Raw genomic sequence first — 15,558 nt, 5'->3', positions numbered from 1 at the left:
TAAATTTATTAATAAATAATTTAATATTTATTATTGTGAAATTATTAATTCAATTATTGTAGGTAGTATTCATGTTTTGTTTAAAAAATAAAAAGTTTTTTAGTATAATTATCTTGCTATTTCTTGTCTTTTGTTTAACGATTCCACAAGTTTTAGCATTTGACAATTCCACTTCAAAAGTTTCAGTATGTATTGCTGACAGTGAAAATTTGTCAACAGGTGATTGTACAAACACTGAAATTTCAGCATCGTATAATGATAACTCACAGGGCAATCTTTCTTCTAATGGTGATATTAATTTATTTATTGTTAGTGACAGTCCGGGAACTAATATTTTGGATAAGGCCAGTGATGAAATTTTCAATTCACATAATATGAGTAATGTTAATTTGGTAATTCGCAATGGTGAACAGATAAAAAATATGGATGAATCTAAATTAGTTAGCTTATTGTCCTCCTGTGACGGTTTTGTTGGTGAGTGGATCAGTACTGATGTCGATTCAGTTTTGACAAATATTTTAGGTAAATACCCTGAATTATCCAATAAGAAATTGTTTCTTATTTTAGAGCCGCCTTCAGGTAAATTTAATTCAGGTTCAAGTTCAATAGGTTTAATTAGAAATAATACTTTAAATTATAATAAAATATTTTCTTCATTCACAGATTCTGAGTTAATTAAATATTTTGAAAATACAAAACGTGGAAAATCATATTCTGATGTTTATAATTACATTAATAGGAATGCTACCAAGTTCAATGAATTGTTTAATCAGATGGTTCTTTATAAAAATTTAAATGATAAGGAAAACTTGAAAAATCAAATATTGTATACTTTAAACTATCTGGGTACCACTTTTGAGTTTAATGCACCAACATTCACAGGTGTAAAGCAATACGGAATTTATCGTGACAGATGGTATACTCTCGAGGAATATGTTGCGGAATTCTTCAAGCAGTCTAATAACAGGACTATAGGTATTTTGGAAAGTACAATGTATATTGAATCTCAGCAGTTGCACCCATGCTACAGCTTAATTGAATCTTTGGAATCAAAAGGTTATAATGTCATACCTGTTTTTGCCGCTGGTGGTTCTGCAGAACAGTTAAAAGTAATGATTGAGTCATGGACCAGTGCAAAAACTGATTATTCAGGATTTTTAAAAAATGCATCAAATTATGAGATTCATGTTGATGCGATAATATCCATGGTTGCATATGGTGTTGGGGGTCAAAACTTTTCTAATGCCACTAAGTTTTTCGAACAGCTGGCTGTTCCAGTCTTTAGGGCGGTGCACTCAGATTTTGTTTCAAATGAAATGTGGGAATTAGGTTCAACAGGTCTGACTACTGAAAAAAGTGATAAGTGGTGGCATATTACCATTGCTGAAACTCAGGGAATAATTGATGCAACATTTGTTGGCGGTCAGTCAAGTTACATATCAAATATAACAGGAGCACAAATTACAACATACATTCCTTATGATAGGAATATTGATTTGTTAACTGATAGAATAGATTCATGGGTTGATTTGAAATATACCATTAATAAAAATAAAGTTTTATCAATTGTCTATTATAACTATCCGCCAGGAAAACAAAACATAGGTTCTAGTTATTTGGATACCATAACAAGCATTTACAACATGCTTCACACTTTAAAAGACCAGGGATACGATGTCGGAGAATTGCCAAAAAATGTCTCAGAATTGGAAGACTTAATAATCAAATGCGGTATTAACGTAGCTACTTGGGCTCCTGGAGAGCTTGAAAAATTAGCCAACCAATCCGGTGTTGTTCTTCTTTCTGTGGACGAATATACTTCCTGGTTCAATTCATTAGATGATATTGTTAAAATCCAAGTTCGTGAAGGTCCTGTTGCTTATATTGGTGAGTTAACCAAAAGAGCTGTTGAATTAAATTATACTGTAACAACTGGAGATACAATTGATGACTGGTATAATCAGGTTGTTGCTTTACTTCCAGAAGAGAAATCTGCTGATGCAACAAAAGTCTTGGATAATATTGTTGATGCATTAAAAAAGTATGCCGATACTCAGTCTGATGAATATTATAAGTTATTTTTAAAATATTTCGATGAATTTAAGCAATTAAATGTTTCTGGTTTAAATGATTGGGGAGATTCACCGGGAAATGTTATGGTTGTTAATAGAAATGGATCTGATTATTTTGTTATTCCTGGATTAACTTATGGAAATATTTTCATTGCTCCTGAACCTCAAAGAGGTTGGGAATCAGACATTGAAAATTTATACCATTGTACAGCTGTTGCTCCAACCCATCAATATTTGGCCGCTTACTATTATATGCAAACATACTATTCAAATGCTATGATTTTTGTTGGAAGGCATGCAACACATGAATGGTTGCCGGGCAAGGAAATTTTATTGTCAGCCACAGATTATGGTTCTGTAGTTGTTGGGGATGTTCCTCAGTTATATTTCTATATTAGTGACGGTTTAGGAGAAGCTATTCAAGCAAAAAGAAGAGGATTTGCAGTTATAATTTCACATTTAACTTCTCCGATGGCTTATACTCATTTATATGGTAATTTAACATCAATGGCTAAATTGGTGGAAGAGTATAAAACTTCCAATAATAAAAATAAGATTTCTGAAGAATTACGTAATTTAATTATAGATAATGATTATTCTACTAATTTGGGATATTCTAAAGAAGAAATTAAAAGATTATCTGCTGATTCTTTAGTAAACTACATTGATGAATTCCTAAAGGATATTCAAAATACTTTATACCCGTTAGGACTTCATGCGATAGGTCAGCCATGGACAGATGATGATGTTGCAAATACTGTCTCTGCGATGTTGTCCCATGATTATGTATTGGAAAATAATATGGGTGTTTTAAATTTGTTTAGTGAGCTTTCAAGCATTTATTATTCAAAAAATTATGCTGATTTAACCTCTTTTGAAAGAGAAATAATATTGAATAAATCATATGATATATGTAAAGCTTTGGTATATTGGGATGTAAATACAGTATTTAATACATTATCTGGGGTTGATGCTAAATTTGATAATGATAACCTCCTTACATGTTTAAATTTAGCTAAAGGCTATATTAACCTAATAAATATGAGCATTTCCAGTGAATTGGAAGCCATGATTGATGGATTGAATGGTAAGTATATTCCAGTTGGTGAGGGCGGTGAAGTTATAGTAAAACCTGCTGTTCTTCCAACAGGTAAGAATATGTTCCAGGATCAGTCTTCAGAACTTCCAACAATGGATGCTTGGGATTATGCAAAAACTTTAGCATTATTGACTTTAAATGGTTTGAATGACACAATTGAAAAGATTATAATGGGTATCTGGTGTGTTGAGACTGCAAGAGATGACGGTGCTTTAGTCGCAAGTGTTCTTCATTTGTTGGGTATGAAACCTGTCTGGACTGACTCTTCAAGTGCAGGATTTGATGATGAAGGCAATCCGACAGGTAAAAAAGTTGGGGCAATGCCTGAAGTTATTAAATTGTCAGATTTAACTCGTCCGGATGGATGGTCTAATAAAAGGATTGATGTAACTGTAATAACAAGCGGTTTGTTTAGAGATTTATACTCTTCACAGTCCATACTTTTAGACAATGCATTTAGGGTTTCACTAGCCAGATCTTATTTAACAATCATCAATAATAAAACATTAATGGCAGGGGAAAATGGCAAAAAATTAAAAGAAGCTCTTGAAGCAGTAATGGAAAGTATTAACTATTATGGCGTTTCCAATGAACCGTTAGATTCAAATTATGTTGCAAAACATTGGATTAATGACTGTTTATATTATTTGAGTAGTGGCTATAATGAGACATATGCAGGTGAATGTGCAATTACACGTATTTTTGCACCTCCTAACGGTGATTATGGTGCGGGAATTTCTAAACTGGTTTCAATGTCTTGGACATGGAATGATACAAGTGAACTGGCAGATTTCTATTTGGGCAGAATGGGTAATATGTATTCTAAAAATTATTGGGGAGACACTAATCCATTGGTGTTCCTTAGGGCATTATCCAACTCTGATACAATAATAACCAGTCGTAATACAAATCAATATGGAGTTTTAGACAACGATGACTTCTTTGATTATTGGGGAGGTCTTTCAATGGCTGTGGAGCACATTTCCAATAAAACCCCTAATATGAAAGTTCTGATGTACGCCGATAAAAGTAAACCGCACATCTCATCACTTGAAGAGGTAATGTATAAAGAAATCGCTGCAAGGTACGATAACCCTAGCTGGATTTCAGGCATGATGAAAGAGGGTTATAGTGGCGCCAGATACATGTCAAACAAATTTGTAACTAATTTATACGGTTGGCAAGTCACAAGACCTTCTGCTGTTAGTGATGATTTGTGGAATAGGATTTACAACACTTATTATAAGGATAAATATAATTTGGGTGTTAAAGATTGGTTAGGTACAGGAAATAATGCTTATTCTCTTATTTCTATGGGTGGTACAATGTTAACAGCCATTCAGGAAGGGTATTGGAAAGCAAGTGATTCAACAATTAAAGATATTGCTAATACATGGGCAAAAGCAACAGTTCAGAATGGTGTTGCATGCTGTGACTGTAGCTGTGGTAATATTGCTATGATGCAATGGGCTGCACAATATGTCAATCCTGATATTTTAGCTCAATTATTACCTAAACTTTATGAAGCAACTAAAAATCCAGTATTTTTAAACAATACTCAATCTAATGTTCCTCCACAGGATGATAATAGTAAACAGCCTAATAAAGAAGCTTCAACTACTAATCCTGTTAAAGGTTCAACTTCATCTGCAACTGTCGTGTCTAACTCAACATCATCAACAAATACTCAAAGTTATTCTCAAAGCAGTCAAAATTCACAAGGACAAGCTCTTTCCAATGTCGGTGTGAATGGAGAATCTGGTGATGTTGCAAGTGCCAGTTCACAAGGTGCAGATGTTAAAAAAGCAATTGAGATAAATCCTGTGACTTCCCAGTCAGCTAGTGAAGTAGGTTTGTCTATTATTGCAGTATTGGGTATTTTATCTTTAATTGCAATTATTGGAGTAGGTTACTTTAGAAATAGAGATGAAAAAGAGATTACTGATTTGGATAAATTATTTGATGAGAAATTATGAGGCGATTTAATGGAAATAATTAGTATGTTGTGGCAGATAGGGATTTTATCTGCAGTTTTAATTTTTGGAATTAAGTTGGGTTTGGCTACTGGTTTGGCCAATATGTCAAAGAAGTATTTGGCTTTGGTATCAATTGGTTATGGTGGTGGAGTTTTAGTTTTAACTGAGATTTCATCATTTTATACGGCTCAAATTACAGATCTGATTTATACGTATAATTTTGAATTTTTCTTGATAATGGCTGTTATTATGATACTGGCCGGAATATTTACTATTCGTGAATATAAAGTTTTTGAAAGAAATACGACTGCTGCTACTTGTATGGCAGTAGTTGCCCCTTGTCCGTGTTGTTTTGGCTCAATTATTGTAAGTATTATGTTAGTGGCACCTACTGTAGGTTTAGGTTTATTGGATTTAAGTGTAGTTGTTGCAGCAGCATTGGTTTTAACAATTGTTGTTACATATTTCGCTTCAAATTACCTTATTAGATTTATTAAAAAACCATATCCGATTGTTTTAGGCAATTTTATGTTCTTTTTAGGAATATATTTCTTGTTATCCGCATTATTCCTTCCGAGTATTACAGCTATGATTTTCAATCCAATGGAAGCAATAACAATTTCTTCAGTAGATTATGTAAGCATTACAATAATTGCGATGCTGGCCATTATGGCAATTGGTGGCGTAATAGCTAAAAAGAGTAGTAATTTTGATTAGGTGATTGTTATGGTGGCAACTGTTCCGGGTAGTGAAGTAATTACTTCTATCTTAAACATGATTTCTCAGAGTTTACAGATTCCTGTTGTTATATTCTTGGTAATATTTGCAGTTTTTGCAGTACTTACATTGGGAGGGCTTGTTTCCGAGTACACATCGAGAAAAAAGATTCCCATTGACTCTTTAGAAAAAATAATTTATTCAATTTCAAATGCCGGGTCTGCTGAAGAACTAAAAAATTTAATTAAGAATGCAAAGATCTATGAATCTCAAAAAGTTGTATTAATTAAAGTTTTACGTTCTAAATCTTTAACTAAAGAATCCAGACAGACTTTGGCCAGAAAATTAATAGAATTTGAAGAAAACAAATTAGGTAAAAAAATTGAAAGAACTGATATTGTTACTAAAATAGGTCCTACTTTAGGATTGATGGGTACTTTAATTCCAATGGGTCCGGGTCTTGCTGCATTGGGTGCGGGTGACGTAAATACATTGGCTAATGCAATTATAGTTGCTTTTGACACAACTGTTGTAGGTATCGGATCTGGTGCTGTGGCATATTTTGTATCAAAAATAAGACGCAGATGGTATGAGGAATATCTATCTGATTTAGACTCTCTCACCGATGCTTTACTTGATAAATTAAATCAGGGAGAGATTTAATTATGGTTAGACAAAAAAACAAAAAAAGATTTGCTGAAAGTGAGGAAGATCCTATGGCCGGAACCGCAAATCTTGTTGATGCAATGCTTGTGATTGCGGTGGGGTTATTGATTTTTGTTGTGATAAGTTGGAATATGCAGAGTGTTGTTTTTCAGGATTCAACACAACAGCAACAGAAAGCTATTGAGAATTCTCCAGATGTAACTGAAGTGAGTGAAGGTCAGCAATTAAATGAAACTCCTGACTCATCAAATTCATCAGGTCAAGGTTATATGGAAATGGGTAAAGTGTATAAGGACCCTTCAACGGGTAAGTTGATTATGGTTGAAGGTTAAATTTTTCTATAAGTAATACTTTTTTAATACTTTATTTTTTTTTATTATCTTTAAAGTATTACTTTTTTTCATTTAAGTGCATTTTTTATTATTTTTTCATGAAAAAAGGTTCATTATATTTATACTTTTAATTTTTAGGCTTTATAGAAATATTTAAATAAGTATTACTTTAAAATAAAATTGTACTATTAATAATAATATAATTTTAATTTTTTTTATTACAAATTAAAATTATCTTGTACTGTACATTGTAAAAAATTTTGTTGGGGATTATTATGAAAAATAAAAAAATTGGTTTTATTTTTGTTTTAGTTTTCATGATTGTTCTTAGTGTAAGTGCAATATCTGCTAGCGATGTGGATAACGAAACTGTTTCTGCAGGTGGAGAAATTGTTGTTGGAGATTCTGTTTCTGGTGATGTGGATGTGGTAACTGAAAATCCATGGGCTACTAGTGGTGAGCTTAATTATGATATTCCTTCTGATGCAAAAGAAATTAAAAATGCTGCTGTTTATGTAAATGTTTATGGAGGTTCAGCCACTAATACTCATGGGGCTAATGCCAATATAACTCTTAAAACAGTAACTGGGGAAAGTCAATTAGCTAGTGAACAATTGTGGATTGAACAAGGAAGTACTGATGGAACTGTTTATACAGTAAATAACCACACTACTAAATGTTATTCTGATTATATGATGTATTATGATATTACTAACTCTTTAAAAGGATTAAACGGTACACATATTACATTGGATGTTAAAACTTTTGAAATGGAAAATAAAACATTTGATGGTAGAATAAAATTAATCAGTTTAGTTTTAGCATATGATGATGGGGATGATGATGTAATTAATTATTGGATAGACTCTAATCAATTATGGTCAAAAACTAATGTTACAGTAACTTTTGACACATCCTCCTTAACTGATAAGGCTTATCTATTGCGTTTAACTAACATTGTTCTTTCAAGTGGGGACGGATCCTATAGATTAAATGGCGAATTTTTAAGTGATGCGGGGGTTCATAAATCTGGTAACTATTATCAATTGAATCAATGGGATTTAACCAAACAATTAAACGCTAGAAATACAGAATTATTGGTATCTTATGCAGGAACTTCTTCATATGGTTCAATTAAAAATGTATTGTCAGTTCTTGTTGCTCAGCCATTTGAAACTGATGTTTCTTTAGCTACTGAGTATGCTAATACTTGTTATGCCGGTACTAATAATACTGTCACAGCCACTGTAAAGACTAATAAGAATGGAAATTATTCTGTTCAGTTGTTGGCTGATGGTGTTGTTGTTGATTCTATTGATGCTACTTTAAATGAAGGGGATAATACTTTATTGTTGACTGATCCTACTGTTAGGGCTGTTGATGAAACTACTGTCAAAGGCGCTAACAACACTAAAGTTAACTATACTGTCCAATTAATTTATGATGACCTTATTGTAGGCTCATCCGAATTAGTTGTTCCTGTTTTGTATAATGGTAATTTGGGTAAAGATTTAGCTTATCCTGCCGGTGCTTATAAAACTGTAGATTCTTATGTGTTCACTGGTGATATTGTTGTTGATATTAAGGATGTAGGTACTTATATGGGTGCTGCTGTTCTTAACAGAACTGATGTTTGGACATTTAATTTAGATAACAATTCAAAACTTGTCAAGGCATTCGTTTATTTACCTTATAATTGGTGGAATCCTAATTTGAATGGTAATCTCTCTGCTACATTCAATGGTCAATCTGTAACTCCTGTTAATACTTATGTGGACCAAAGTAATTTAGGTAATTATGGTGGTTACACTTATGGTCTTTATGTTTATGATGTAACTGATTTAATGACTTCTGGTGATAATTCATTCTTCGTTAATAAAGATGCTAAAACTCCTGCTGTTTATCCAAGTGCTTTAGTTTATTTCTACAATTCAACTGGAAGTAAAGTTGTAAACACAGTTTACATTGTAAATGATGCTGATTTGCTTGCAGGTACTTCTAATAATAAAGCAAATAGGACAGTCAAAATAGATTCTTTAATTGATGTTTTCACTGAAGATATTACTAATGCCACTCTTTACATTTTTGCTGCAGGAGCCCAAAGTGGTGAAGGTGATATAGTATTTAATAATGAGTCATATGGTGATGTTTGGAGTGGAACTTCATCCACTACTGACATATTCACAAAAGATGTTTCTGGTTTAATAAAAGACACTAATTCTATTTCATTTGTTGCAACTGGTTCTACAATTTTATCTTTGCAACAACTTATTGTAACTTCAATAGATGCCGTTGAAACTGATGTTTCTTTAGCTACTGAGTATGCTAATACTTGTTATGCCGGTACTAATAATACTGTCACAGCCACTGTAAAGACTAATAAGAATGGAAATTATTCTGTTCAGTTGTTGGCTGATGGTGTTGTTGTTGATTCTATTGATGCTACTTTAAATGAAGGGGATAATACTTTATTGTTGACTGATCCTACTGTTAGGGCTGTTGATGAAACTACTGTCAAAGGCGCTAACAACACTAAAGTTAATTATACTGTTCAATTATTATTTAAAGATAGTAAAGTTGGTGAATCCGAGTTAATTGTTCCTGTTTTGTATAATGGTAATTTAGGTAAAGATTTAGCTTATCCAAAAGGTGCTTTCGGGCCTGTGGAATCTTATAAATTCACTGGTGATATTGTTGTTGATATTAAGGATGTAAGTACTTATATGGGTGCTGCTGTTCTTAACAGAACTGATGTTTGGACAGTTAATTTGCCTGATAAATCTAAAATTGTTAAGGCATTTGTTTATGTGCCTTATAACTGGTGGAATCCTAATTTAGGAGGCAGCATTTCAGTTGCATTTAATAATGCTAATATTACTCCTGTCAATACTTATGTGGACCAAAGTAATTTAGGTAATTATGGCGGATATGCCTATGGCCTTTATGTTTATGATGTAACTGATTTAATGACAATTGGAAATAATAGTTTATTTGTTTCTAAATCTGCAAAAACACCTGCTGTTTATCCAAGTGCTTTAGTTTATATGTATAATATAACTGGCAGTTCAACTGTTAAAACTGTTTACATTACCGATGGTGCTGATTTATTAGCTGGTACTTCCAATAATAAAGCAAATAGAACCGTTAACACTGATTCAACAATAAACATATCTGCCAAAGATATTACTGGCGCTACTCTTTATGTTTTAGCTGCGGGTGCTCAAAGTGGTGAAGGCAATGTTGTATTTAATGGAAAATCTTATGATAATGTTTGGAATGGAACTTCATCTACAACTGATTTATTCACTAAAGACGTATCCACTTTAGTTAAAAACAGCAATTCTATTTCATTCGTTGCTACAGGTTCTACAATTTTGGCTTTACAGCAATTTATTGTAACAGTGGAAAAAGTATCTACTAAGATTGTTGCTCCTCAAGTGACTGCAATTTATAGTGTAAACAAATATTTGATAGCTACCTTAAAAGATTCAACAGGCAAAGCATTATCTAATTGCAAAGTTACTATTCTTATCAATGGTAAAACCATTATCAGAACCACTGATAAAAAAGGTCAGGCAAAAGTTGTAATTTCTTCTTTAGTGCCAAAAACTTATCCTGCCACTATTAAATTTGCAGGCAATGCTGCATATAAGGCATCTAGTGTTAGCACTAAAGTCGTTGTTAAAAAAGCAACACCTAAAATGTTTGCATTAAAGAAAACTTATAAGGTAAAATCTAAAATTAAATTATACAGCGTTATTTTAAAAACCAATAAAAACCAATACATGAAAAAGGTTTTAGTGACCTTAAAAGTTAATGGTAAACTCTATAAAGCAATTACCAATGCAAAAGGACAGGCCATATTTAAGATTACAAAATTAAATAAAGTTGGCAGGTTCAATGCTGCAATTAAATTTGCAGGTAACAAATACTATAATGCTTTATTAAAGTCAGCAAGAATTACTGTAATAAGATAGAAATTAAAATTTCTTTTCTTTTTTTCTTTTTTTTTCAATCCTTATCCATAAAATATATTTAATTATTAATTCCCAATATTCATTTATAAGATACTGGTTTTGATTAGATGAAAGTTTTTGGAATTTGTGCTAGTCCCCGTAAAAATACAACAGAATATGTTTTGAATGCAGCTTTGGAAAAATTAAATAATCATGGTTTTGAAACTGAAATGTTTGCTTGTCATGGAAAGGATATTAAGCCATGCATGCACTGTGATTACTGTTTGGAAAACAAAAAATGCATTATAGATGATGATATGGCTGAAGTTTATGAAGGTCTTCAAAAATCTGATGGGATAATTTTGGCCACACCTGTTCAAAGTGGAGGAATAAGTTCTAATTTGGCTGCAATTATGGATCGTACACGTGCTCTGGAAGCTATCGATTATAATCTGCTTCGCGGAAAAATTGGAATGAGCATTGCTGTGGGCGGAGACAGAACCGGCGGACAGGATTTCGTTCATCTAAAAAACATTACATATTTTATGATACATGGGATAATTCCTGTAAGTGGAGGTCCATTCGGCTCTAATTTAGGTGCTTCCTTTTGGTCTAATGATTCTCTTGATGAGCTTAAACGTGATATGTATGGGATGGACTCATTAGACAGAACTTTACATGAATTTGAAAATTTCTTAAATAAGTACATTTAAATACTACAATCAAGTATAATATAAGTAACTAATTTTTAAAGGTATATTATGGCAAATAAGTTAGTACGAGGTAGTTTGATAATTTTTATCGGAAACATAATTTTCCGTATTGGAGGTTATTTATACCGTTTCTTAATGGCTACACTTTTAGGCCCTACTGCTAATGGTATTCTTGGAATTACCATGTCATTCCAGGGTATTTTTCAAACTTTGGCATCAGGTGGTCTTCCTCCAGCAATATCTAAATATATAGCAGAATATGAGGCTGTCGATGACCATAATATGGCTAGGCAGACTATTTTCACTTCGTTGAAGATAATGGTATTTCTGGGTCTATTTTTAGGATTTCTGATGATTTTTGTCATCGGTCCGATTTTAGCTAATGTATTTTTAAAAAAACCGGAAACAATGCTTCCTATTCAAATTATTGGATGTATTACTCCATTCAGTGTCGTTTTGGGCGCTTTTAGAGGAGCATTCCAGGGTGTATACAAAATGGAATATATCGTTTATACCCGTGCTATAGAGCAGTTATTCATGATTTTATTTGCAACTGTCTTTGTATTGATAGGTTTGTCTACTGTTGGTGCGGTATGGGGTACTGTTATAGGTTATGCTCTTGCTGCCTTTTCTGCAGTTTACATATTCAAAGTTTACATGCCGAAATATATCCCTAAGTATAGTGATGATTTTGTTTTTTCATTTAGAGATGAACTGAAGCTTGGAATCATGCTTGTCAAGTTTGCAATTCCAGTTATTATAACCGCTATTGCAGAAATGCTCATTTTTAACATCTGTACTGTTATTATGGGTAAATTTTTAACACTTGCAGATGTTGGATTTTTCGTAGCAGCAGATCCTATTGCAAGATTGCCGCTAATGATTTCTATTTCCGTTGCAACTACTATTTTGCCAGCTTCTTCTGAAGCATTTAAGCTTCATGATATTAAGGCTCTTCAGAAGTATGTGGGTGAATCTTATAAGATATCACTATTATTTGTAATTCCAATGTGTATCGGACTTGCTTTATTTGCAGCTCCAACCTTAAAATTACTTTACTTCAAAAATCCTGCTTATGTAAACGGTGCTTCCGCTTTGGCAATATTGGCCATAGGTATGACTTTTTATTCAATTTTTGCTATATCAACAAGTATTGTCCAAGGTATTGGAAATCCTAGAATTCCAATGTATATTTTAGTATTCGGTTCAATTGTTACTGGTGTTCTTTCCTGGATTTTAGCTCCATTTTTAGGAATTGCAGGTGGTGCAACCGCAACCACAATTGCATGTTTCTTAATGATGGTTCCTTGCATTTATTTTGTATTTAAATTAACTAAAACTAGTCCTCCAACCAAATCTGTCATCAAAATTATGGCAGCAACAGCAATTATGGGTGTTGTTGGGTTTTTTATTCCTAAAACCACTTTACTCTTGTTTCCGGGAATTATCATTTGTATGATTGTTTATTTCTTTGCTTTGATTTTAGTAAAATTTTTCACAAAAGAAGATATTGCTACTTTAAGAGATTATTCATCTAAATTAGGTCCTTTATCTAAACTTGTAAATAAATTATTAAATTTTGTCGAAAGAATTGAATTTAGAAATTAATTTATAAGAAAACTATTTTATATATAAAAAATATAAATTATATCAATTATAATTGGGGGATTATAATATGACTGATGTAAAAGCAGGAGTAGAATATAAAATTAATATTGATGGCAATTCTTTCTTGTTAGATAGTAAGAAATTCCAACTTTTAGAGTCAATTTTAGACACAGGTTCTCTTACTGCAGCTGCGAAATTTATTAATGTTTCTTATAGGACTGCCTTGAATTATATTGATAAGATTGAGTCAGGTCTAGATGTTAAGATTGTAAACACAACAAAAGGCGGAAAAGGTGGTGGAGGAGGAACCTCTCTCACGGATGAAGGATACTCTATTTTAAAAGAATGTAAGAAAATCAATGCTATCATGGAACTTCATAAGGATGTTAATGAAATTGAATCTGAAATAGTTAATGTTGATGAAGTTAAAGGTGTAATGACAATCAAAATGCATGAATTTGAAATTAACGCTCCATTAAATAGAAATTATAAAGTTGGAGATAGGATATTGGCATTAATAAGCTATGATAATATCTTCTTAATGTTGGAACCTCAAACATCAAGTATTCGTAATATTCTAAAAGGTCAAATTGTTGAAATGAAACTCCAAAATGAAGTCATTCGTGTCAGTATTGATGTTGGTGGAATCAATCTGTTCTCAGATATTACCTTATCTGCCGAAAAGGAATTAAATCTTACTATTGGTAAAGAAGTATATGTTGGATTCAAGGCAATGTCTGTTGCTACTTTAAAATTATAATTTGAAAGGTGAAATAATGTTGCAAATTTTAGTTGATGAAGATAAGTGTACCGGTTGTGGGAATTGTTATGAAATTTGTCCGAAAGCAGCTAAAATTTGGAAAATAAGCAACGTTGCACATATATTGGACTTAAGATACTGTCATGTTTGTACACTATGTGCAATGGAATGTCCTGTAGACTGCATTAAAATCATACGTCCGGGCGAAGAAGTATAAATTATTAATGCTAAAATCAATTATTTTATAGGTTAGATCATGACTAGAATTTCAAATGTTTCAAGAAAAACTTCCGAAACAGATATCACCATAAAAATGAATCTTGACGGAAAAGGTAACTATAATATTTCAACAGGAGTGAATTTTTTTAATCATATGCTGGAATCATTTTCAAAACATAGTATGATTGATTTGGAAATTGAAGCATCTGGAGATGTTGAAATCGATGATCACCATACTATTGAAGATGTTGGAATATTGCTTGGTGAAGCTTTTCTGCAGGCTATTGGTGATAAGAAAGGCATTAAACGAATGGCTCATGCCATCGTTCCTATGGATGAATCAGTCGCCACCGTTGCAATTGACATTAGTGGACGCAGTTACTGCAATATGAGTCTTGATTTTAAAAATGAAAAAATAGGAGATATGACTTCAGATATTGTAATCCATTTTTTCGAATCTTTTGCAGGTTCTGCTAAATTGAATATTTATGGGACTGTGGAGGGAGCAAATGACCATCATAAGGCTGAAGCAATATTTAAGGCATTTGCCAAATCTTTAAAAGAAGCTATTAAAATAGAACATGACCAAATTCCTTCCACTAAAGGTGTATTATAAGTATTCTTAAAATTTATTTTAATTTAATATTTTTTTATAAACCGAAATATTTATATAATAATAAAATCATAATATTGTTTGTTGGTTCCGTGGTCTAGTGGTATGATACCTCCCTTACAAGGAGGGGATCACGAGTTCGAATCTCGTCGGAACCACTCTATTCTAATTTTTTAGATTTTTTCACTACAGTCAACTTTTTCATTGTTTTCACACGTGTTTTTTTGTGCTTTTTTTGTATATTTTACATTTATATTATTAAGAAATTTTTAAAAATTCTATAGATTATATAAAATATGATTCATTAAATTAATATGATGAACAAATTCTATTGAAATAATTGTTTAACTGATTAAAAATTGTAAATAATAAAATTTAAATAGTTTTTGAATTAAAATTATAATTATCGAAAAAGGAGACTTAATTATGGTAGTTAAAATTGCTATTATTAAAAGTGGTAATATTGGTACTTCACCAGTAATTGACCTATTGTTAGACGAAAGAGCAGACAGACCAAATATCGATGTAAGAACTTTTGGATCTGGAGCAAAAATGAACCCTGAACAAGTAGAAGACGTTGTTCCTAAAATAGACGCTTTCGAACCTGATTTCGCAATTTTCATAAGCCCAAACCCAGGAGCACCTGGACCAGCTAAAGCAAGAGAATTATTATCTGAAAAAGATATTCCTGCTATTATCATTGGTGACGCACCTGGTAAAGGTAAAAAAGATGAAATGGATGAACAAGGCTTAGGTTACATCATTGTTATGTCTGACCCAATGATTGGTGCAAAAAGAGAATGGTTAGACCCAACTGAAATGGCTAT

The 15,558-nt window shown here is 32.2% G+C and carries 11 protein-coding genes and 1 tRNA gene; all 12 read left to right on the top strand.

Annotated elements, in window-relative coordinates; genetic code table 11:
• Window positions 1–113: 113 nt before the first annotated feature.
• The gene (locus Q0P94_RS09330; protein ID WP_295115937.1) at window positions 114–5,147 is read left to right on the top strand and encodes a cobaltochelatase subunit CobN; all 5,034 of its coding nucleotides are present in this window, start codon (window positions 114–116) and stop codon (window positions 5,145–5,147) included.
• 9 nt (window positions 5,148–5,156) lie between these two features.
• Window positions 5,157–5,864, top strand: coding sequence for a DUF2162 domain-containing protein (locus tag Q0P94_RS09325; RefSeq protein WP_295115935.1), 708 nt, complete (start codon window positions 5,157–5,159; stop codon window positions 5,862–5,864).
• Between the two features lie 12 nt (window positions 5,865–5,876).
• On the top strand, window positions 5,877–6,527 hold the full coding sequence (locus Q0P94_RS09320) for a MotA/TolQ/ExbB proton channel family protein (RefSeq protein WP_295115940.1): 651 nt from the start codon (window positions 5,877–5,879) through the stop codon (window positions 6,525–6,527).
• Window positions 6,528–6,529: 2 nt separating this feature from the next.
• On the top strand, window positions 6,530–6,862 hold the full coding sequence (locus tag Q0P94_RS09315; RefSeq protein ID WP_295115933.1) for a DUF2149 domain-containing protein: 333 nt from the start codon (window positions 6,530–6,532) through the stop codon (window positions 6,860–6,862).
• A 275-nt stretch (window positions 6,863–7,137) separates the two neighbouring features.
• A complete protein-coding gene (locus Q0P94_RS09310; RefSeq protein ID WP_295115931.1) occupies window positions 7,138–10,839 on the top strand; it encodes a DUF3344 domain-containing protein in 3,702 nt (1,233 codons plus the stop codon).
• A gap of 107 nt (window positions 10,840–10,946) precedes the next feature.
• Entirely contained in the window at window positions 10,947–11,531 is a 585-nt protein-coding gene (locus Q0P94_RS09305; protein WP_295115929.1) for a flavodoxin family protein, read from the top strand.
• A gap of 48 nt (window positions 11,532–11,579) precedes the next feature.
• A complete protein-coding gene (locus tag Q0P94_RS09300) occupies window positions 11,580–13,139 on the top strand; it encodes a flippase (protein ID WP_295115928.1) in 1,560 nt (519 codons plus the stop codon).
• 67 nt (window positions 13,140–13,206) lie between these two features.
• Complete coding sequence (locus Q0P94_RS09295) at window positions 13,207–13,899, top strand: TOBE domain-containing protein (RefSeq protein ID WP_295115926.1); 693 nt, start codon at window positions 13,207–13,209, stop codon at window positions 13,897–13,899.
• A 16-nt stretch (window positions 13,900–13,915) separates the two neighbouring features.
• Window positions 13,916–14,116, top strand: coding sequence for a 4Fe-4S binding protein (locus Q0P94_RS09290; protein WP_367270233.1), 201 nt, complete (start codon window positions 13,916–13,918; stop codon window positions 14,114–14,116).
• A gap of 39 nt (window positions 14,117–14,155) precedes the next feature.
• Complete coding sequence (gene hisB / locus Q0P94_RS09285) at window positions 14,156–14,734, top strand: imidazoleglycerol-phosphate dehydratase HisB (protein WP_295115925.1); 579 nt, start codon at window positions 14,156–14,158, stop codon at window positions 14,732–14,734.
• Window positions 14,735–14,817: 83 nt separating this feature from the next.
• Window positions 14,818–14,889: transfer RNA gene (locus Q0P94_RS09280), tRNA-Val, on the top strand.
• A gap of 268 nt (window positions 14,890–15,157) precedes the next feature.
• Window positions 15,158–15,558, top strand: a 401-nt coding sequence (locus Q0P94_RS09275) for a F420-dependent methylenetetrahydromethanopterin dehydrogenase (RefSeq protein ID WP_295115924.1), incomplete at its 3' end; no start/stop codon positions are given.

This window comes from uncultured Methanobrevibacter sp., assembly GCF_946184425.1.
In the GTDB taxonomy this organism is placed as follows: Archaea; Methanobacteriota; Methanobacteria; order Methanobacteriales; family Methanobacteriaceae; genus Methanocatella.
This window is presented reverse-complemented; position numbering and strand designations above follow the sequence as displayed.